General features: G+C 75.4%; 15 protein-coding genes. 10 read left to right on the top strand and 5 right to left on the bottom strand.

The window, feature by feature from the left end; genetic code table 11:
- Nucleotides 1–247: 247 nt before the first annotated feature.
- Nucleotides 248–1,435 carry an agmatine deiminase family protein gene (locus ACZ6Y7_RS35220; RefSeq protein ID WP_465762027.1) on the top strand — a complete coding sequence of 396 codons (1,188 nt, stop codon included), beginning with the start codon at nt 248–250 and terminating at the stop codon, nt 1,433–1,435.
- Between the two features lie 69 nt (nt 1,436–1,504).
- Here the strand turns inward: ACZ6Y7_RS35220 and ACZ6Y7_RS35215 are convergent, their stop codons facing one another.
- Complete coding sequence (locus ACZ6Y7_RS35215) at nt 1,505–2,143, bottom strand: TetR/AcrR family transcriptional regulator (RefSeq protein ID WP_465762026.1); 639 nt, start codon at nt 2,141–2,143, stop codon at nt 1,505–1,507.
- 154 nt (nt 2,144–2,297) lie between these two features.
- Here ACZ6Y7_RS35215 and ACZ6Y7_RS35210 point away from each other — a divergent pair, with 154 nt between their 5' ends.
- On the top strand, nt 2,298–3,473 hold the full coding sequence (locus ACZ6Y7_RS35210) for an agmatine deiminase family protein (RefSeq protein ID WP_465762025.1): 1,176 nt from the start codon (nt 2,298–2,300) through the stop codon (nt 3,471–3,473).
- 60 nt (nt 3,474–3,533) lie between these two features.
- On the opposite strand, the gene ACZ6Y7_RS35205 is transcribed toward ACZ6Y7_RS35210, so the two are convergent.
- From ACZ6Y7_RS35205 to ACZ6Y7_RS35190, 4 genes are all read right to left on the bottom strand, one after another.
- Entirely contained in the window at nt 3,534–4,697 is a 1,164-nt protein-coding gene (locus ACZ6Y7_RS35205; protein WP_465762024.1) for an agmatine deiminase family protein, read from the bottom strand.
- A gap of 188 nt (nt 4,698–4,885) precedes the next feature.
- The gene (locus ACZ6Y7_RS35200) at nt 4,886–5,923 is read right to left on the bottom strand and encodes an agmatine deiminase family protein (RefSeq protein WP_465762023.1); all 1,038 of its coding nucleotides are present in this window, start codon (nt 5,921–5,923) and stop codon (nt 4,886–4,888) included.
- 326 nt (nt 5,924–6,249) lie between these two features.
- The gene (locus ACZ6Y7_RS35195) at nt 6,250–6,804 is read right to left on the bottom strand and encodes a TetR/AcrR family transcriptional regulator (protein WP_465762022.1); all 555 of its coding nucleotides are present in this window, start codon (nt 6,802–6,804) and stop codon (nt 6,250–6,252) included.
- Between the two features lie 717 nt (nt 6,805–7,521).
- Nucleotides 7,522–8,970: a COG1470 family protein gene (locus tag ACZ6Y7_RS35190; protein WP_465762021.1), complete on the bottom strand. Its 1,449-nt coding sequence runs from the start codon at nt 8,968–8,970 to the stop codon at nt 7,522–7,524.
- A gap of 216 nt (nt 8,971–9,186) precedes the next feature.
- Between ACZ6Y7_RS35190 and ACZ6Y7_RS35185 the strand changes: the two genes are divergently transcribed.
- The 8 genes from ACZ6Y7_RS35185 (at nt 9,187) to ACZ6Y7_RS35150 (ending at nt 19,468) form a co-directional block, all read left to right on the top strand.
- Nucleotides 9,187–9,927, top strand: coding sequence for a helix-turn-helix transcriptional regulator (locus ACZ6Y7_RS35185; RefSeq protein WP_465762020.1), 741 nt, complete (start codon nt 9,187–9,189; stop codon nt 9,925–9,927).
- A gap of 237 nt (nt 9,928–10,164) precedes the next feature.
- On the top strand, nt 10,165–13,431 hold the full coding sequence (locus ACZ6Y7_RS35180; protein WP_465762042.1) for a hypothetical protein: 3,267 nt from the start codon (nt 10,165–10,167) through the stop codon (nt 13,429–13,431).
- A complete protein-coding gene (locus ACZ6Y7_RS35175; RefSeq protein ID WP_465762019.1) occupies nt 13,428–14,222 on the top strand; it encodes a Pvc16 family protein in 795 nt (264 codons plus the stop codon). Before ACZ6Y7_RS35180 ends, ACZ6Y7_RS35175 begins: the two co-directional genes overlap by 4 nt.
- Nucleotides 14,219–16,549 (top strand): ATP-binding protein, encoded by a 2,331-nt coding sequence (locus ACZ6Y7_RS35170; protein ID WP_465762018.1) that lies wholly within the window; start codon nt 14,219–14,221, stop codon nt 16,547–16,549. The genes ACZ6Y7_RS35175 and ACZ6Y7_RS35170 overlap by 4 nt, the downstream gene beginning before the upstream one ends.
- A gap of 226 nt (nt 16,550–16,775) precedes the next feature.
- Nucleotides 16,776–18,323, top strand: a complete 1,548-nt coding sequence (locus ACZ6Y7_RS35165; protein WP_465762017.1) for a phage tail sheath family protein — start codon at nt 16,776–16,778, stop codon at nt 18,321–18,323.
- A gap of 55 nt (nt 18,324–18,378) precedes the next feature.
- Entirely contained in the window at nt 18,379–18,819 is a 441-nt protein-coding gene (locus ACZ6Y7_RS35160) for a phage tail protein (protein ID WP_350524442.1), read from the top strand.
- Nucleotides 18,816–19,313, top strand: coding sequence for a hypothetical protein (locus tag ACZ6Y7_RS35155; protein WP_465762016.1), 498 nt, complete (start codon nt 18,816–18,818; stop codon nt 19,311–19,313). Before ACZ6Y7_RS35160 ends, ACZ6Y7_RS35155 begins: the two co-directional genes overlap by 4 nt.
- A complete protein-coding gene (locus ACZ6Y7_RS35150) occupies nt 19,310–19,468 on the top strand; it encodes a DUF6760 family protein (protein ID WP_360509020.1) in 159 nt (52 codons plus the stop codon). Before ACZ6Y7_RS35155 ends, ACZ6Y7_RS35150 begins: the two co-directional genes overlap by 4 nt.
- Nucleotides 19,469–21,198: the final 1,730 nt, after the last annotated feature.

Here is a 21,198-nt window from a genome sequence, read left to right as displayed (position 1 = left end):
CGGCAGGCGGTGGGACTCCGGCGGTGAGACGGCCCTGGGTCCGGCAGGCGGTGGGACTCCGGCGGTGAGACGGCCCTGGGTCCGGCAGGCGGTGGGACCTGCCGGCCCCGGGGCGACCGAGCAGCACCGGCGGGGGCCCGGAGCGGATTCCCCCGAACGGCGGAGGCGCGCCGCGCCGGATCCTGACCCGCCGGTCAGTAGCCTGCGGAGCCGACACCGACACCGACACCTACCGGAACGAGGCCCCATGGCTCACCCCCGGCCGTCCCGCCGTTCGCTGCTGCAGTCCGGGGCCGCCCTCGCCGCCCTCGCCCTGGCCGGCGGCTGCTCCTCCGACTCGGCCGACAGCGGAGCGGGGGAGCAGCCGGGCCCGAGCGGTACGGCCGCGGCCCCGACCGGCAGCGCGACCGCCGCCGGGCGGGCGATGCCGGCGGAGTCCCGTCCGCACAGCCGGACCTTCATGGCCTGGCCGGCGCTGGAGGAGGTCTGGGGCGACCAACTGCCGGGTGTCCGGCAGGACATCGCGGCACTGGCCCAGGCGATCGCCGGCTTCGAGCCGGTGGTGCTGCTGGCCCGTCCCGACCAGGCCGACCAGGCCCGGCAGGCCTGCGGCTCCTCGGTCGAGGTGCTGGAGCTGATGGTCGACGACCTGTGGGCCCGGGACACCGGCCCGACCTTCGTCACCGGCCCGCAGGGGCTCGCCGGGATCGACTTCAACTTCAACGGCTGGGGCGACAAGCAGACCCACGCCAACGACAGCCAGGTCGCCCGCAACCTCCTGGCGCACGACGGGATCACCCGCGTCCAGGCGCCGATCACCGGCGAGGGCGGCGGCATCGAGGTGGACGGCGAGGGCACCCTGATGGCCACCGAGAGCTCCTGGGTCAACGCCAACCGCAACCCCGGCATGTCCCGCGACCGGATCGAGGCGAGCTTCAAGGACCTGCTCGGCGTCGAGAAGGTGATCTGGTTCAAGGGCGTCGCCGGGCAGGACATCACCGACTGCCACGTCGACGCCCTGGTCCGCTTCGCCGAGCCCGGCACCGTCGTGCTGCACCGCCCCACCCCCGACACCCCGCCGGACGTCTGGACCACCGCTTCCCAGCAGGCCCTCCAGGTGCTCGGCTCCACGACCGACGCCAAGGGGCGCACGCTCACGGTGGTGGACCTGCCCGAGCCCGACGTCGAGCAGATCCCGGGAGCCGGCAAGAACTTCCTCGCCACCTACCTCAACTACTACGTCTGCAACGGCGGCGTCATCGTCCCGCGCTTCGGGGTGCGGGCCACCGACGACCAGGCGGCCGGCATCATCGGTGACCTGCACCCCGGTCGCAAGGTCAGCCAGGTCTCCATCAACCACATCGCCGCGGGCGGCGGGGGCATCCACTGCGCCACCCAGCAGCAGCCCGTCGCGTCCGGCACCACCCCGGCGTGAGCACGGCCCGGTGGCGCGGCAACCGCCCGCTGCCGGCCGGGGCCGCGCCCTGACGGGACCCGTGGTCCGTCAGCCGGCCGAGGCCAGCGAGTCCAGCAGGGTCCGCAGCACCCGCCCGGAGTCCACCGTGCCGTCGAGCGAGCCGATGGCGGCGAGGCCGTCCACGGCGGCGGCGAAGGCCTCGCCGAGCGGGACGGGGTCGGTGCCGTCGCCGCGCTCCTCGGCCAGGCAGCGGAACAGGCCCACGAAGGAGGACCGCCAGCGCGCGTACTCGGCCTCCAGGCCGGCGCGGACGCGTTCGTCGTTGAGGGCGAGCCAGTGCAGGGCGGCGTGCAGCCGGGCCAGGTCGGGGCTCTCCGGGCGGGTCAGCAGGGCCAGCACGCGTTCGGCGCGCTCGGCGAAGCCGCCCGGGCCGGCCACCGCCTGTTCCAGCGGCGTGATCCACTCGGGCCGGATGTCCTCCACCACCGCGACGATCAGGTCCGTGCGGTCCGCGAAGTGGTAGTGGCACATCCCGTGCGAGACCCCGCACAGCGCGGCCACGTTACGGGTGGTGAACCGCCCGGCGCCGTCGCCCGCGAGCAGGGTGCGGGCCGCGGCGACCAGCCGGGCCCGGGTCTGCTCGCCCTTGGCGGACGCGCGGGGCCGGCCGGTGCCGCCCGCTCCGGAGGCCGCTCGGGCGGCCGTGCCTGTCGCCTGTGTCGCCATGGCCGTCACTGTAGCCACCGGGTGGGGGCGGCCGGAGCGGATCGGTGGTGATCCTTGCGCTCCGGGCTGCGCAAAGTATTGACCGAGCGCTTGGCCAGTTTTACCTTTTCGGTCAACTGCTGCACGAGCAGCGGCTGTTGACAGGGAGGCAGTGATGGAGGACAGCTCCAGACCCCACGCGGAGCTCGACGCACGACTCGGCCGGCGCCGGTTCCTGACGGTCGCCGGGCTCACCGCCGCCGGTGCCGCGCTCACCGCCGCGACCGGCGCGCCCGCGCTGGCGGCCCGGCGCCGCACCACCCCCGGCCCGGCCGCCGCCACCGGCTACCGGGTGCCGCCGGACACCGTCCCGCACACCCGGACCTGGATGGCCTGGCCGGACAGCACCACCATCTGGCGCGGCAAGCTCGGCGGCGTCCAGGCGAACATCGCCCTCATCGCGAGGACCATCGCCAAGTACGAGCCGGTGACGGTGTGCGCCAACCCCGCCGCCGTGGCCAAGGCCCGGTCGATGTGCGGCTCGACCGTCACCGTCATCGGGGACATCCCGGTCGACGACTGCTGGATGCGCGACACCGGACCGGTCTTCCGCACCGACGGCGCGGGCGGCCTGGACACCATCGGCCTCAACTTCAACGGCTGGGGCAACCACCAGAACCCGCACGGCAACGACGCCCTGGTCGCCGGCCGGCTCGCCGCCCACCTCGGCCTGCCGTTCACCGCCGCCGGCCTGGTCGCCGAGGGCGGCGCCGTCGAGACCGACGGCGCCGGGACACTGATGGCCACCCGGAGCAGCATCATCAACGACAACCGCAACCCCGGCATGTCGCAGGCCGCGATCGAGGGTGCCATGTGCGCCGCGTACGGGGCCGGCAAGGTGATCTGGTTCCCCGGGATCGCCGGCCAGGACATCACCGACGACCACGTGGACGCCACCTCCCGCTTCCTCGGCGCCGGCGCGGCCGCCGTCCAGGTGCCCCTGGCGAGCGACACCGACGTCTGGTCGAACGACGCACGGCAGCAGTACAAGACCCTGACCACCTCCACCAGCGCCCAGGGCACCCCCTTCACGGTCAGCCGGATCCAGGGGCCCGACTACAACCTCATCCGCTCGACCGACCCGAACTTCGTCGGCTCCTACGCCAACTACTACCTGTGCAACGGCGCGGTGATCTCCGCGCAGTTCGGCGACACCCGGGCCGACGCCGCGGCCAAGGCCACCCTCGCCCGGCTGTTCCCCGGCCGCACCGTGGAACAGCTCGACATCGACTACCTCGGCGCGGGCGGCGGCGGCATCCACTGCGTCACCCAGCAGCAGCCCGCCGCCTGAGGCGGCCCCCGGCCGGGACACCCCCCGGGCGTCCCGGCCGGGGGCCGGGCGAAGGGACGGTCAGCCGAGGGCCGGGATGTCGTGGGTGGCGCAGTGGATGCCGCCGCCACCGGCGGCGATCGCGTCGATCTTGACGGGCACGATCTCCCGGCCCGGGAAGTACTGCTTCATGATCTGCTGCGCCCGCCCGTCCGCCCGGGCGTCGCCGAACTTCGGCAGGTAGACGCCCTTCGTGCCGATGTAGAAGTTCATGTACGAGGAGACGAAGGCGTCACCGCGCCCGGTGATCCTGTCCGGGTCCGGCTGCTGGAGCTCCACCACCTGGAGCTTCCTGCCCGTCGCGTCGGTGGCGTCCTTCAGAACGGAGCGGGCCTGGTCGGCGGAACGGGACCAGACGTCCGGCGGGGTGCCGGGGAAGGCCTGGTCGAGCAGGACCACGCCCGGCGCGACGAAGCGGGCCAGGCAGTCGACGTGGGCGTCGGTGATGTCCTTGCCCTTGACGCCGGCCAGCCAGATCACCTTGGTCACGCCGAGCACCTTCTTCAGCTCGGCCTCGACCTGGTCCCGGCTCATGCCCGGGTTGCGGTTGTCGTTGACGACGGAGCTCTCCGTGACCATCAGCGTGCCCTGGCCGTCGGTCTCGAACGAGCCGCCCTCGGCGACCAGCCGGGTCTCGATCCGCTCGACGCCGTACTTCGCCAGCACCGTGCGGGCGACCTTGGAGTCGTTGCCGCGCTGCTGCTTCCCGCCCCAGCCGTTGAAGTTGAAGTCGACGCCCTTGATCGTGCCGCCCTCCTCCACGAACACCGGCAGGGTGTCCCGGGCCCACAGGTCGTCGACGGCGATCGGCACCACCTCGACGGCCGAGCCGCAGGCCTTCTGCGCCGCGTCCTTCTGCTCCGGGCGGGCCATCAGCACCACCGGCTCGCGGGCCGCGATGGCCTGCGCCAGCCCGGCCACGTCCCGGCGGACGTCCGGGAGCTGCTCGCCCCAGACGTTCTCGGAGGCGGGCCAGGACATCACCGTGCGCAGGTGCTTGTCCCACTCGGCGCCGAAGCGGCGCACCCCGGGGGTGCCTCCGGGCCGCTGGGGCGGCACGGCGCCCTCGGGGTCCTCGATGCCGTTGGGGTCGCAGGCGGTGAGGCCGAGGGTGAGCGCGCCGACACCGAGGCCGACGCCGGCGAGGGAGCGCATCAGGCTGCGGCGGGACAGGTCGTTGGGCATGCGGAACTCCAGCGGGGGGAGGGGGTGGGTGGGGGCGTGGCAGGGGGAATCCGTGGCCGTCGTGACGGCTCTCGTCGCGACAGCGACAGCGACAGCGACAGCGACATCGACAGCGGCCGTGGCTGCGGGTGCAGGTGCGGCCGTGGGTGTGGCTGCGGCTGTGGCTGTGTTCGTGGGTCCGGCCGTGGCTACGGCAGGGGCTCGTGCATGGTCGAGCAGTGGATGCCGCCGCCCCCGGCCATCAGCCGGTCGACGTCGATCTGCACCACCTCGCGGCCGGGGAAGGCCGCGGCGAGCGCCTCCTTGGCGGCGGCGTCCTTGTACGGGTCGCCGAACTGGGCGGTGACGACACCGCCGTTGACGACGTGGAAGTTGAGGTAGGAGTCGACGAACTTCGAGCTGCGGGAGCGGACGGTGTCCGGGCCGTGCACCGGGATGACCTGGAGGCGGCGGCCGCGGGCGTCGGTGGCGGCGGACAGGATGGCGAACTGCTCGCGGGCGTCGCGGGCCCAGACGTCGTTGCGGTCGGCGGGCGGCAGCTGCACCATCACCACGCCGGGGCGGACGAAGCGGGAGGTGACGTCCACGTGGTCGTCGGTGATGTCCTGGCCCTTGATGCCCGGCAGCCAGATCATCGTGTCGGCGCCGTAGGCCTCCAGGACGGCCTCCTCGATCTCGTCCCTGCTCATGCCGCGGTTGCGGTTCTTGTTGACCAGGCTGCTCTCGGTGGCCATCACCGTGCCGTCGCCGTCCGTCTCGATCGCCCCGCCCTCGCCGACGAAGTCCGCATAGGTGTGGCGCAGGCCCCGGCGGGCGGCGACCAGCTCGGCGACCCGGGCGTCGTCGTGGTGCACCTGCTTGTTGCCCCAGCCGTTGAAGTTGAGGACCATGGCGTCCAGCCCGCCGTACCCGTCCCGGCGGAACACCGGCGCGGTGTCGCGCATCCACAGGTCGTCGGTGGGGATGTCGCTGATCACCTCGACGGCGGAGCCGCACCGGGACCGGGCCTTGTCCGCCGTCCAGTCGTCGGGGGCGCACATCACCACCGGCTCGAACTCGGCGATGGTGCGCGCGATCAGGGCGATGTCCTCCTGGACGCCGCCCAGGCGCAGTCCCCACACGCCCCGGCGGGAGGGCCAGGACATCCAGGTCCGGGCGTGCGGGGCGTCGTCCGCCGGCACCCAGGGGTAGGCCTCGGCGGAACGGTCATCGCGGTAGTGGGTCATGAGGGTCTCCAGATCGTGCGACGGTGCACGGGCGGGGTGCGCGCGGCCGACGACTCCACTCTTGGCGTCGCGGCGCCCCACCGCACGGCGGGGCGGGCCGGCGGCAGCGCCCTGCCTGCGGGTTCAGGCTCGCACTGACTGAAAAATCAGTCAAACCGACGGGCGTGGCGTTGACGCATCCTTGACGGACGCGGGGCGCGGCACGACGGTTCCGACGGTTCCGGGCGTCCAGGGCGTTCCGTACGGATCGGGAGCGGATCAGGAGCGACCGGAAGCGGCTCAGAGGCGGACCGGGGGCGGACCGGGGGCTCGCGGGCGGCGCGGGATCAGGCGCCGAGCCGGGAGACCTCGGTGTCGATCGCCTCGACCATCAGCGTGCGGGCGTGCGCCAACGGCAGGCTGCCGCTCAGCCACCGCGTGCTCAGGCCCTCCAGCAGCGCGGTCAGCCGCTCCGCCGCGCCGGCCAGCGCGACCGCCGACGACATCGGCTGCACGGTGCCGAGCAGTTCGGCGATCTCCTGCACCCAGATCCGGGTGGCCCGCGCCAGGTCCTCGCGCAGGGTCTCGTCGAACACCGCGCTCGCCCGCAGTTCGCCCCAGGCGGTGCTGTTCTCCCGCACCTCGACGGTGTCCTGGAGTTCCAGCAGCAGCGTCTGCTCCAACTCCTCGCGGGCCGTCAGCGGCGGTGCGTCCGCGTCGCGCTCGGTCGTGTACCGCTCCGCCCGGTCGTTGATGAACTCCAGGGTCTGCCGGAGGATCCCCGTACGGTCCTTGAAGTGGTAGTAGATCAGCGCGGTGGAGACGCCCGCCTCTGCGGCGAGTTCCTCCACCCGCAGCCCGCGCACTCCGCGTCGCGCGATCACCCGCGCCGCTGCTTCCATGATCGACGTTTTACGACTGGCCACGATCCACCACTCTACCGGGGGTACGCGCCAAGATCGCTCCGCATGCTGAAAGTCCCGTCAGGTGAGACGGGCGGGGAGCGGCTCCGGATCACCGCGGACGTCGCGGGCGGACCGGCCGGCGGCCCGCTCCGGCCGAGGAGCCACGCCCCGGCCGGTCGATCCCGAGCCGGTGGAGGTGTGCGGAGGGTCGGCGCGCCCGGATCGGGCGCCGGGACGTACTCGCCGTCGGTCGTGCACGGTCTGCCGTGCTTGGCCGGATTCGTACGGTCCCGCCGGACGGGATCGGGGGCGCGGGCGGCGGGGGCGCGCGGCCGGCGCGGCCGGGGTGCGGGGCGGGCGGCGCGGATGGTTGGAAAGGGCAACGGCATGGCCGGACCGGCGGCCTGCCGGTGGTGCGCCGGGGCAGACCCGGCCGCCGCGGGGGGCAGGGCTGCTTGCCCCGGCGGGCCCCGTCCGGTTGCCCGGGAGGGCAGGAGGCCCGCGCCGGGGCGGTCCTCCGGCCTCGGGGCGGAGGTTGTGAACCGGCCAGGGTGTGCGGCCGGTGTTGACATGGTCACGGGCCGTAGGAGGAGATACCGGTGGGGGATCGAAAACGGACGGGCCGGAAGGGGCCCGTCCGCATCGTTGTGGCACTCGGGGGCGGCCCACCCTCCCCGGCTGTCCGGAAAGGGTTGGCCCGCCCTGTACGCCGATTCAGTTCCCCTGCCTGATGTCGCTCAACGCGCCGCTGATGTTGAGGAGTTCGTGGCAGGTGGCCGCCTGCTTGCCGGAGGCCGGAGTGCCCGGCGTCTCACAGCTCACGCTCGCCGTCACCGGCTGGTCCTCGCCGACCTGGATCGGCGTCACCCAGTGGTAGTCCTGGTTGCGGAAGGTCTCCAACGCGATCGTGGTGATCGTCTGGTTCCCGGCCGTGATGGTCACTAGTCCTTGGTCGCCCTGGAAGTTGGCCACCACGAGGTCCGTGATGTCGAAGACCTTGCCGTGCGGCACCTGGTAGCTGCCCACGGCGGACGCGCCGCCCGCGGTCTGCACGTCGATCGTGGCGGAGCTCTGCTGTCCCGTCCCCGGTACCGCCAGGCCGCCGGCGCCGCGGCCGCCGGTGCCCGGACTCGCCTGGCCGGTGCCCGGCTTGGCCTGGCCGCCGGAGCCGGCGTTCCCGCCGGCGGGGGTCGCCGACCCGCCGGCCCCGGGAGCGGCGGAGGGCGCAGCCGGGGTGGCGCTCTGCTGGGCGACGACCTTCTCGGCGGCCTGCTTCGCGGAGCTGCGCACCGCCGGGCGGACCAGCGCGAACCAGGCCAGCAACAGCGCGATCAGCGCCGCCAGCAGTGCGAGCAGCCACTTGGGGAGGATCGGCAGTTGAAGGAACTCGGCTTCCAGGACGGGCCGTTGGGCGGCCGTCAGGGGAGCGGTCGGAGTGCTCCCGGCCGCGCCGTCCGCGCCCCCGCCGTCCGCGCCCCCGCTCCGCCCGGCCGGACCGGCGGCCTCCGCGCCCCGGCCCGCCGCGCCGTCCGGGCTGCCCGGACCCTTGCCGTCCGTGCCCTGCAGCGGGCCGACCGCGACCTCGAACGGCCAGGACGCCGGCTTGCCGAACCAGATCAGCTTGCGCGCGCGGGCCTGCACCCGCAGCTCGGCGGACTCGCCGGGTTCGAGGCGCAGCCGCTCCGGGGTGATCCGGAACCGCAGGTCCTCGCCGGCCTGCCCGGGGGCGAGGGCGACGGTGCCGGGGGCGTTCCCGAGGTTGCGCACCGAGGTCCGGTAGCGTCCGCGCAGCCAGCCGCGGCGCCGCCGCGGGGCCAGTGCGGCCTGCAGCTCGTGGAACGGCGTGACGGTGACCGTGGCCTCCGGGACGGTCACCAGATCGGCCCGCTCGGTCGGCAGCACCCGGACGCCGAGCGGGAATTCACCGGCCCGGGCGGCACTCGAGCGCGGCGGGGCCAGGCGCACCGTCACCGTCTCGGACGTCCCCGGGAAGAGCGAGATCCTGGCCGGCTCGACCGTCGTCCACGGGGCGCAGTCACCGACCACCTCCAGCGTGTACGCCTCAACGATGTCGAGGTCGTTGCGTACCGTCAGGGTCGTGGTGGCCACGCCACCGGGCGCCACCGTCAGCGCGGGCAGGCCGAGTTCGGCGGATGTGGTCATGGCGTGACGGTAGGGCCGGAGGCCGCTCCGGGGAGAGGGCCGCGCGGGCAAGCCGTGGGCACACCGCTTGCCCGCGCGGACGGACGGACCCTGCCTGGTGCCGTCGCGGCTCACCCCGCGCTCCGGGCGTGCGCACCACCCGGGCCGACAGCCGGCCCCGGCCCTCGGCGGACGGGCCGTCAACACACCTACCGCTTCGGAGAGAGGAAGAGTTCGATGACGTCGACGGATACCACCCGTGAGGAAGCCGTCACACCCCGTCGGGCCGGGCAGACCCCGCCGTCCGCCGGCGCCCGGCGCTCCGGCTTCGTCGTCCCCGCCCAGCGCGGGAGGCAGGCCCAGGTGCGCGTGGCGGTGTACGCGGAGGACCTCATCCTGCAGACCGGCGTGGTCCAGCAACTGCGCCAACGGCCCGAGGTGGAGCTGCTCAGCGAGAGCGAGGCGGCCGAAGCGGAGGTCTCGCTGCTGGTGGTCGACGCCCTGACCGAGACCGTGGCCGAGCACCTGCGTCGGCTGCGGCTCGCCACCTCGGGCCGGATAGGCCTGGTGGTGGGGCAGTTCGAGGCCGGCGGGCTGCAGACGATCGTGGAGTACGGGGTCGCCGCCGTACTGCGCCGCTCGGAGGCGGACCAGGACCGGCTGGTGCACCTCATCACCGCACTGGCCAACGGCGAGGGCGTGATGCCCGGGGACCTGCTCGGCGAACTGCTCGACCGGATCGGGGCGCTCCAGCGCACCATGCTCGACGGGCGGGGGATGACCCTGTCGACGCTGACCGCCCGGGAGACCGAGATGCTCCGGCTGGTCGCCGAGGGCTTCGACACCAGTGAGATCGCCGCCAAGACCTCCTACTCCGAGCGCACCGTCAAGAACGTGCTGCACGAGATCATCACGCGGCTGGGCCTGCGCAACCGGGCCCACGCGGTGGGGTACGCCATGCGGCGCGGGCTGATCTGAGCGCCGCCCCAGCCCGGCCGGTCGGTCCGGGGTCGGGCCGCGGTCGGTGCGGGGTGCTCCGGGGCCGGTCCGGGAAGCCGGTCCGCGCGTGCTCCGGGGGCGGTCCGGCTGCGCCGGGTTGCCCTTGCGGGACACCGCTCGTTACCCCCGCCTCGGGCACCCGGGCTCTGGTCCCGGGTGCCCGGGCCGGGGAGACTGCGGGGAGACCGCCCCTGCCACCTAGTGAGGTCGAGCGTGATCGGCGCCACCGCCACCCCCCGCTCCATCCGGCGGCCGGCCCGGGCCGCCGTCGCGGTCCTGCTCGCGCTGGCGACGGCCGTGGTGACCCTGGGCACCGCCGCCCCCGGCGGGCAGGGCGCCCCCGCGACCCCGGCCGCCGGCGCCGCCGCCGACCCGGCGGCCGGCCGGATCGTCTACGCCGGCACCGACCACCGCGGCCTCGGCCGGGTCACCGGCGCGGCGACCAGCGACCCGCTGTTCGGGCCCGGCCCGATCCACTTCGACCAGGACCCCTCCGCCCGCGGCGGCGACCTGGTCTTCACCAGCCTGCGCGACGGCCCGCTGCCCCAGGTCTACCTGCGCGACGCGACGGGCGCGGTGCGCCGGCTCACCACCGGCATGGACACCGCCCACCCCGCGCTGGCCCCGGACGGCAAGGGCGTGGTGTTCGAGTCCCTGGAGCCCGGCACCGGCGGCCGGACCCAGCACGTGCTGTGGGTGGTCGACCGGGACGGCTCCGGGCTGCGCAAGCTCACCGACGGCGCGGCCGACGAGACGCACCCGACGGTCTCGCCCGACGGCAAGTGGATCGCCTACTCCTGCACCGGCGACCCGGCGCACCGGCAGATCTACCTGCGGCCGTACGAGGGCGGCGCACCGGTCAAGGTCACCAACGTGACCAGCGGCGACGCCGTCGACCCGGCCTGGAACCCGGTGAACGACGACGAGCACCGGAACCAGATCGTCTACACCTGGGACCAGGGCGGCCAGGGCCGGACCCTGATGCTCACCTCGCCCACCGGCGGTGACAAGGCCTTCTTCCCCGGCACCGGCTCCACGTGGCGGACCGGCTCGGCCTCCTGGCTGGCCGACGGCACCGGAGTGCTCTTCCTGAGCGCCGACCGGCTCGGCACCGACCCGCCGCAGCCAGACCCGGCGCAGCCGCCCCTCGTCAACCTGTACCGGGCGCCGACCTGCTCCTGCACCGACCCCCAACTGCTGTACCGCACCGACCGGTCGATCGCCACGCCGACCTGGCTCGGCACCCAGGCCGCGGGCGGCCCGGTGGTCGAGCAGACCAGCGCCGCCGCCGCGAACATCGCCGACGTCCAGGACGTCCGCCCCGACGGCGCCGACCCGCGCGACCTCGGCATCAGCGTGCTCAGGGAGGACCCGGCCGCCGGCACCAACACCGACCCCGACCCCGGCGCCGACCCGCTCTTCCACCCCCGCCCCGGCTACGACCCGTGGTTCGAGCGGCAGACCTACACGCCCGACGGCCGCCGGATCGTGGTCACCCGCTACGAGGACGCGCCGGCCGGGCGGATCCAGCGGATCTGGCTGGCCGACGCCGACGGCGCCGACCCGCACCCGATGGACCTCGCCGGGCGCGGCCCGCTCGACCGGGACACCGACCCCTCCGTCTCACCCGACGGCCGGCTGCTGGTGTTCAGCCGCAGCACCCCCGCCGCCGGGCAGGACCCGGGCCGCCCGGGCCGGATCCTGATCGCCCAGATGTCCACCGGGGCGATCGTCGGCACCGTCCAGCCCCCGGCCGGCCAGGCGGGAGCCTCGGACGGCCAGCCCTTCTGGTCCCCCGACGGGAAGCTGATCGTCTTCTCCCGCACCGCCGTGGTCGACGGCAACGCGGGAAACCTGCACCTGTGGACGGCGCGCGCGGACGACCTCACGCGGCAGACCGACCTCAGCCGGACCATCTGCCCGGGCAACTGCGCCGTCATCGACGACAGCCCCGCGTTCTCGCCCGACGGCCGGCGCATCGCCTTCAACCGCAAGGCCGGCAACGGCGGCAACAACCACCAGGACGGGATCGTGGTCACCTCGCCGACCGGCGAGGACTGCACGGTGGTCCTGCCCGCCGCCCTGCGCGGGCAGAAGGACGCCTGCACCCGCCCGCTGCCCGACACCACCGACGCCGGGCCGTTCCAGCCCCGCGACGTCGCCTGGACGGCGAACAGCGCGCAGCTGGTGCTCAGCTCCCGCCGGGCGCTGCCGCCGAACTCGCCGGAGAGCCTGGCCCTCTACGACTTCGCGGCCGGCACGCTCACCCCGCTCGACCGGCGGCTGCCCGGACGCCAGAAGGAGCCGGCCGTCCAGCAGTCCGTCGACCTGGCCCTGCACGCCCCCGACCGGACCCCGGCCGTCCCCGTCGGCGGCGGCACCGACGTGACGCTCACCGTCACCGACAAGGGCCCCGCGCCCTCGCCCGGCACCGTCCTCACCGTCTCGGTGCCGACCGGCGCCCGGCTCGGCGCCCTCACCACCCCGGTCGGTACCTGCGACGCCGCGGCGCTGCGCTGCGACCTCGGCACCCTGGCCCCGGGCGCGGTGGTCACCGTGACCGCCCGGCTGATCGGCACCCGCACCGGCACCCAGCAGTTCGGCTGGACCGTCACCGGAGCGGTGGCCGATCCCAACCCCGGGGACGACTCCGCCCTCACCGCGCTGCCGGTCCAGGACCCGCCCACCCCGACCCCGTCTCCCACCCCGTCCCCCTCCGCCTCGCCCACCCCGTCCCCGACTCCGACCCCGACGCCCGCCCCGACCCCGACCACCACGCCCGCGCCGGCACCCCCGCCGCCCCCGGTGCCCCCGGCGCCCGCCCCGCCACCGCCGCCGCAGGCCGGCCCGACCGTGGCGGTCGACGCCCAGCCCGCCCCCGGCTACGTCGGCGGCCACGTGACCGTCAGCTACACCGTGCGCAACACCGGCCGGGCCCTCGCCACCGGGCTGCGGCTGGCCCTCGGCCTGCCCCCGGGCGTGCCCACCGAGGCCCTGCCCCCCGGCTGCCGGGCCGACGCCTGCGCCCTGGCCGACCTGTCCCCGGGCGGCAGCCAGGTCGTCCGGGTGGTGCTGTCCCCCGTGGCGGTGCTGGACACCACCGTCACCGCGGTCCTGACCACCACCGGCACCGACGCCACCCCCGGACCGCACCGGACCACCACCCCGCTGCGCGTCGTGCAGCCCCGGATCGTCGCGGTGCCGCCGATCGGCAAGCCCGGCTTCGTGACCTCCGTGCGCGGCGTGGACTTCCCGCCCGGCGTACCGGTCCGCTTCACCTGGCAGCCAGGCATCACCGCCGCGGCCGCGCCCACCTACCCGAAGGCCGACGGGACCTTCGCCGGCCAGCTGCTCATCCTCCCCAAGGACGAGACCGGCCCGCGCACCATCACCGCCGACGGCCCCGGGTTCTCCCCGGTGACCACCCCCTTCCTGGTGGTCGAGGGCAGCATCGGCCCGCCGGGGGAGGTGGAGCGCCGGTGATCCACGAGGTCGACGAGGCGCTGCGGCTGCTGCTCGGCGAGGCCGGCCTGCCGGACCGCGGGGTCGAGGTGGTCTTCGACGCGCCCACCAAGGACTTCGCCTCCCGGCGCACCGCACCGACGGTCAGCGTCTTCCTGTACGGGATCCGCGAGGAGACGAGCCGTCGGCAGGCCGGCGCCGTCTCGGAGTACGACGCGGACGGCCTGGTGACCGGCCTGCGCGCCGCCCCGCGCTGGTTCGAGCTGGCCTACCTGGTCACCGTCTGGACCAACCGGCCGCAGGACGAACACCGTCTGCTGGCCGAGGTGTTGCAGTGCCTGACCGCCGTGGACGCGCTGCCCGCCCGGCTGCTCACCGGGACGCTGGAACGGCAGGGACTGACCGTCGGGCTCGACATCTCCGGGCGCGAAACCGGTCTGCCGTCGGTGTCGGACGTCTGGTCCGCGCTCGGCGGGGAGCTGCGGCCCTCCCTCGACCTGCGGGTGCTCGCCCCGCTGCCGGGCGGGCGCACCGCCGTGGGGCCGCCGGTCACCGAGGGCCTGGTAGCGCGGGTCGAGGACACCTCCCGGCAGGCCGGGGGCGCCGGGGAGTCCCGGGAGTCCGGGCAGGCCGTGGGCGCCACCGCGGACGGTTCGGACGGTTCGGACGGGCCGGACGCTCCGGCCGCCGGGGACGTTCCGGGCCGTCGGCTGCGCTACCGCGGCGCCGCGGACCCGGGCCCGGACGGCTTCGCCGCGCCCAGGGACCGCGCGCTGCCGCCGGGCCGCCGGCACCGGGGCGGGGCGCGATGAGCCTCGACCTCGGACCGGTCCCCGTGGCCGCACCCGCCGCCCCCGACACCCCTGCCGTCCCCGACACCCCCGCCGTCCCCGACACCCCTGCCGCGCCGGACACGCCGGACACGCCGGACACGCGCGCCGACGGGGCGCCGGCCGGCCTCGACCACCTGTGGGAGCGGCTGCACCGGGTCGAGCAGCGGGTCCGGGCCGCGGTGCGGGAGCGCCGGGCCGACGACCCCGACCCGGACGACCCGTACCGCGGCCAGTACCTCAGCCCGGAGGCGGTGGAGCGGATCCTCGCGACCTCCTCCGCCGTCTGCCGGGCCCCCGCGGACCCAGGCGACGGCGACCGCGGCGCCGACCGCGACGGTGACCGCGGCGCCGACCGCGACGGCGGGGCGGACGCCCCCGCCCCGCCGCCGCCCGGCTCACGGCTGGCACGGCTCAGCGAGGCCTTCGGGCTGCTCCCGGTGGACCTCGACCTCCTGCTGGTGGCCCTCGCCCCCGATCTCGACACCCGCTTCGAGCAGCTCTACGGCTACCTCAACGACGACCTGACCCGCCGCCGGCCGACCGTCGGGCTGGCCCTGGAACTGTGCGGACTGTCCGGCGCCGGCGCCGGCCGCTTCCGGTTCGCCGTACGGGCCCCGCTGATCGCCGGTGGCCTGCTGGAGGTCGCCGAACCGGAGCGCCCGCTGCTCTCCCGCACCCTGCGGGTGCCGGACCGGGTGACGGCCCATCTGCTCGGCGACGACGAGCCGGACGGCGCGCTCGACGGCCTGGCGCACCGCGCCGCGCCCGGTGGCGGAGCGTACGGCACGGGAGCGCACAGCGCGGGAGCACACGGCACGGAAGCGCCGGACACCGCAGCGCCGGACACCGGAGGCGCCGAGGACTTCGTCCGGCGGGTGCGCGCGGCCGCGGCGAACGGCGGACTGGTGCACCTGCTGGACCGGGAGGGGTACGCCGGCCCGCCGGCCGTCGCCGCCCTCGCCGCCGACGGGCCCCCGCCCCTGGTCGTCGACGCCGCCGCGCTCGCCGCCCGCCCCACGCCGGGCCTGGTCCGGGCGCTCGCCCGCGAGGCCCGGCTGACCGGCGGCGGCGTGCTGCTCGGCCCGCTGGACCGGCTGGAACCCGAACGGCCCGAGCGCGCCGCGCTGCTGCGCGAGCTGTGCGCGGCCCTGGCGTCCGTCCCGCTGGTCGTGCACGGCCCGCAGGTGTGGGACCCGCACTGGGCGCGGGAGAGCCCGGTGGTGGTCACCGTCCCGCCACCGGACGCCCGCGGCCGGTCCGAGCGGTGGGCCCGGGCCCTCGCCCGGCCGTCGGACGGCCGTGAACCGGCGCCGCTGAGCGAGGAGTTGGCCGAGGCGGTGGCCGCCTACCGGGTGGACCAGGAGAAGCTGGAACGGGCCGCCTCGGTGGCCCTCCGGACGGCGGCCGCCGAGCGGCGCCCGGTGCGCGCCGCGGACCTGCGGTCCGCCGTGCGGGCGCAGAACGCGGCCGGACTGGCCCGGCTGGCGCGCCGGATCGAGCCCGCCGTCGGCTGGGCCGACCTGGTGCTGCCCGACCTCACCGCGGGCCGGCTGCGCGAACTCGTGCTGCGGGCCCGGCACCGCGACCGGGTGCTCGGCCAGTGGCGGATGCGCCCGGGCGGCGGCCGCGGCAACGGGGTGATCGCGCTGTTCGCGGGGGAGTCGGGCACCGGGAAGACGATGTCGGCCGAGGTCGTCGCCGCGGAGCTCGGCATGGAGCTGTACGTGGTGGACCTGTCCACGGTGGTGGACAAGTACATCGGCGAGACCGAGAAGAACCTGGAACGCATCTTCACCGAGGCCGCGCAGGTCAACGGCGTGTTGCTGTTCGACGAGGCGGACGCGCTGTTCGGCAAGCGCTCCCAGGTCAAGGACGCCCAGGACCGCCACGCCAACGTGGAGACGGCCTACCTGCTCCAGCGGATGGAGTCCTTCGAGGGCATCGCCGTGCTGACGTCCAACCTGCGCGCCAACCTCGACGAGGCGTTCACCCGCCGACTGGACGTCATCGCGGAGTTCCCGCTGCCGGACGAGGCACAGCGGCGGGTGCTGTGGGACCGCTGCCTGGGGCCGCGGCTGCCTCGGGGCGACGACCTCGACCTGGACTTCTGCGCCCGGAACTTCGAACTCACCGGCGGCTCCATCCGGGCCTGCGCGGTCTCCGCGGCCTACCTCGCGGCCGGCGCGGGCACCCCGCTGGGCATGGCGCAGCTGGTCGCCGCCGTGATCGGGGAGTACCGCAAGCTCGGCCGGCTGGTGCTGGAGAGCGAGTTCGGGCCGTGGCTGGGCGTCGTCGGGCGGGACTGACCGGACGGCCGGACGGGGCCTGGCCGTACTCCCGCGCGGGACAAGCCTTACGGCCGCGCCGGACCGGCCGTACGGCGCGGCCGCCCGCCCGGCACCGCCGGCGACCGGCGCGGTTGCCCGCAGGGGGAAGTCGTTCTTGCCCCCGGTCCGGGACCCGCGGACCTCCCCCGGCCGGAGCCCGCGCAGCAGACTCGGGGGCGACTGACCGGCGACCGAAGGAGCGCGAATGCCGTCGTACCTCACCCCGGGTGTGTACGTGGAGGAGGTCCAGTCCGGTGCCCGGCCGATCGAGGGCGTCGGCACGGCCGTCGCCGCGTTCGTCGGCTTCGCCGAGACCGGTCCCTTCCACGAGCCCACGCTGGTGACCAACTGGGACCAGTACGTCCAGCGGTTCGGCGGGTTCACCGAGGGCACCTACCTGGCGCACGCGGTGTACGGCTTCTTCGCCAACGGCGGCGGCTCCGCCTACGTGGTGCGGGTCGGTGACCCGGCCCGGCAGGCGCCCGGCGCCACCGCCCCCGCCGTGAGCGCGCCCGCGCCCGTGGCGATCGCGGGCTTCCTCTTCTCCGCGCTGCCCGGCGCGGGCGGCGAGGTCTCCGTCGAGATCGCCGACGCGGAGGGGGAGAACGTCCCCGAGGACCGCTTCCGGCTGCTGGTGCGCCGGGGCGCCGAGGTCGTGGAGACCTACGACGTCTCGACCCGCAAGAGCACCAAGGGCTACCTCGTCACCCAGCTGCGGGAGTCCAAGCTGGTCGCCGTCGCCGAGCAGCCCGGCACCGCGCCGAGCCGTCCCGAGCGCCGCGCCCACGCCCTCGCCGCCGCCCCCGCGCCCGCCACCGGACCGGTCGCGGCCGCCGCCGGCCGGCTCGACCCCGCCGAGTACGTCGGCGACGCCGCCGACCGCACCGGCTTCTCCGGCCTGGAGGCGATCGACGAGATCACCATGGTCGCGGTGCCCGACCTGATGAGCGCGTACCAGCGCGGCGACATCGACGGCGAGGGCCTGCGGACCGTCCAGCTGGCCGTGATGTCGCACTGCGAGCAGATGGGCGACCGGATCGCCGTCCTGGACCCGCCGCCCGGCCTCAACGCCCAGCAGATGCGCACCTGGCGCAACGACGAGGCGGGCTTCGACTCCCGCTACGCCGCCCTGTACTACCCGTGGATCAAGGTCTTCGACCCGGCGACCGGGCGCAACGTCATGGTCCCGCCGAGCGGGCACGTCTCCGGGGTGTGGGCGCGCAGCGACGCCGAGCGCGGCGTGCACAAGGCGCCGGCCAACGAGGTCATCCGGGGCGCGGTGGACCTGGAGATCCGGCTCAGCAAGGGCGAACAGGACCTGCTGAACCCGATCGGCGTCAACTGCGTCCGGGCCTTCCCCGGGCGCGGCATCCGGATCTGGGGCGCGCGCACCCTCTCCTCCGACCCGGCCTGGCGCTACCTGAACGTGCGCCGGCTCTTCAACTACCTGGAGGAGTCCATCCTCCTGGGGACCCAGTGGGTGGTCTTCGAGCCCAACGACGACCGGCTGTGGTCCAGCATCCGCCGGAACATCACCGCGTTCCTCACCGAGGAGTGGCGGCGCGGGGCGCTGTTCGGACAGACCGCGGCCGAGGCCTTCTACGTCAAGTGCGACCGTGAGAACAACCCGCCGGAGTCCATCGACCTCGGCCAGGTGATCTGCGAGATCGGGGTCTCGCCGGTGAAGCCGGCGGAGTTCGTGGTGTTCCGGCTGTCCCAGTTCTCCGACAGCACGAGCCTCGTCAACGAGTGACCGGCACCCGCACCCGGTACCCGGTCGGCACCCCATCGGAAGGTGACAACTAGCCATGGCTGAAGGCGATCCGCTCTCCACACACATCTTCGGCGTCCAACTCGGCGGCTACAACGTCGAGTCCGTCAAGGAGATCAGCAACCTGACGGTCGACCAGGAGGTCGTCGAGTACAAGCAGGTGACCCAGGAAGGAAAACTGATCGTCCGCAAGCAGCCCGGCGCGCGGATGCCGGGCGAGGTGACGATCACCCGCGGCCTCGACAAGAGCAGCGCGTTCTCGAACTGGATCAAGGAGACCCTCAACAACGGGGCGATCAACACCGCACGGCAGAACCTCACCATCGAGGTCAAGGACACCACCGGCGCCACCCTGCGGCGCATCCAGCTGACCAACGCCTGGGCGAGCCGCTGGGAGGGCCCCACGCTCACCGCCGGCGAGTCCAGTGCCGCGTCGGAGACCGTGACCATCGTGTTCGAGGAGATCAGCGTAGAGTGAGGCGGAAGATCGGCCTGGAGGAACTCCTCGAACGGGCCCCGGCCGCGCAGACCACCGCGCCGCCGGCACAGCAGCCCGCCGGGCCGCCCGGGTACCCCGGTCCGTCCGGGCCCCAACGGCGGGCACCGCACACCGAGTTCGAGTTCGAGCTGCCGCTCGGCTACGTCGACGACGAGGGCACCGTGCACCGGCACGGCACCATGCGGCTGGCCACCGCCCGCGACGAACTGATGCCGCAGATCGACCTGCGGGTCAAGGAGAACCCGGCCTACCTCAGCGTGGTGCTGCTCAGCCACGTGATCACCAGGCTGGGCGACATCAGCGACGTGCACGCCGGGGTCGTCGAGCGGATGTACGCCACCGACGTGGCGTTCCTCCAGGACCTCTACCAGCGGATCAACAGCGAAGGCCACACGCGCGCCGCGGTGACCTGCCCGCACTGCGACGGCGCCTTCGAGGTCGACCTCGCCGGTGGGCGCCTGGGGGAATCGTGACGTACGCGCCTGCTCGGCTGTACGAGGAGATCGCGTACATCGCCTACCACTTCCACTGGCAGCGGGAGGACATCCTCGACCTGACCCACCGCGAGCGCGGGCAGTGGGTGCGCGAGATCGCGCGGATCAACACCCGTGTCAGCGAAGGCGGGTGAGCGGGGTGGGGCTGCGGGACTGGATCGGCCGCCGACGGACGGACGGGGCCGGCGCCCGTCCGGACGCCGGTGACGCCGGGGCCGGCCACGCCTCCGGCGGTGCGGCGGACGCCGGGCCGGGCCCGGGGAGTGCTGCGGGTACGGCGGGGGCTGCAGGTGCACCGGGGCTTGCGGGGGCGGCGGGGGCTGCGGGTGCGGCGGGGGCCGGTGAGGCCGCCCGGCGTCGTCCGGCGCCCGGCGACGGGGGGTGGCGCGCCGTACGGCCGCTCACCCCGACCCTGGCCGGGAGGGCGCCCGGCGTCAGCGACGGCCTGCGGTTCCGGTCCCGGCTCGCCTCCTGGCAGGACCCCTCGCTGAGCGGCCCGCTCGGCCACGCCGTCCTGCCCTCCGCCCCGGCGGGCATCCTGCGGGCGGTGGCGCGGCCGGTCGGCCCGTCCGTCGGCCGCCCGGGCGGGGACGACCTCGTCCTGCGGGCCGCTCCGGCGGCCCCGGCAGCGGCGGAGGCCGAACCGGACGCCGGGCCGGAGGAGTTCGGGCGAGCGCGACCGGTCCAGCGCGCCGCCGCGATCCGCCGTCTGCCCGTCCGCTCGGCGCCGCGCGCGGCCGGGGCGTCCGGCGTGGCGGGCCGGGCGACACGCCCGGCCTCCTCGGTCGGGGCCGAGCGGTCGACCGTCGGCGCTCCGGACGGGGGCGACGGCGGCCGGCCGACGCCCGCGACGGACGCCGCGTCCCCGCAGCGGAGCGAGACCCCGCGTCGGAGCGAGACGGGCGATCCCTCGGCGCGTCCGGTGCCTCCGGTGCAGCCCCGATCCGTCGGCCGACCGCTGACCGTGGCACGCCGTCCCCGCACCCTTGCCACGCGCCCGGTGGCCGCAGTCCGGGTCCCCGCCCCTGCCACGGTCCCTGGCCGGGTGCAGGGCGGCGCCGCCGAGCCGACGGGCCGTGGCGCGGATCCGACCGATGCGACCGAAACGGCGGCGGGCCCGGCGCGGACCGCCCAGCCGACGCGGAGCGGCCCGGCCGGCGAAGGCGTCATCCAGCGTGCCGCCGCACCGGAGGCCGTCGCGCCGGAGGCCGGAGGCCGGAGGCAGCCTGCCTCGCCCGCCGCCCGCCCGGTCCTCGGCGCACCCCTGACCGCGCTGCCCGCCGGTGCCGTGCCCGTGACCTCCCCGGGCCCCCGGGGACCGGGCACCGCCCCGGCCGGGCCCGCCCTGCCGGTCGTCCCGGCGGGCGCGGGCCCCGCCACGGGGGCGGGCGGGCCGGAGCACCCCGCACCTGCCCGCTCCGGTCGTGGGCCCGCCGACGGTGCACCCGTCCAGCGCACGCCCTCCGGAGCCGGCACCCGCTCGACTCCCGCGAACCTGCCTTCCGCGAACCCGTCTTCCGCGAACCGGTCTGCAGCGAACCCGTCGTCGGCCCCGGTCCCCGAACGACTCGGCCAGGGACGGCCGGACCCGGGTCCCAAGCCGGCTCCCACCACCCGCGACCGGGTGGGCCTGGGCGCGCCCCTCGACGCGCTGCCGCCGACCGCGACGGCACCGGGCCGCACCGCCCCGCTGCTCGGCGGGCGCGCGCCGGTCCGCCGGACCACCGGCCCGACGGCGGGCAGCGGGAGCGGGAGCGGGAGCACCGGGAGTTCGGCGGGCCGGGCCACGCCGGCTGCCCTGCCGGCGGTCGGCGAAGGGCTGCCCGTGCAGCGCGCCGTCCAGCGGCCCGGTGAGGCTCCGCAG

The organism is Kitasatospora sp. NPDC053308, from assembly GCF_055585785.1.
Note: the sequence above shows the minus strand (reverse complement) of the source record. Positions and strands in the feature narration are given on the sequence as shown.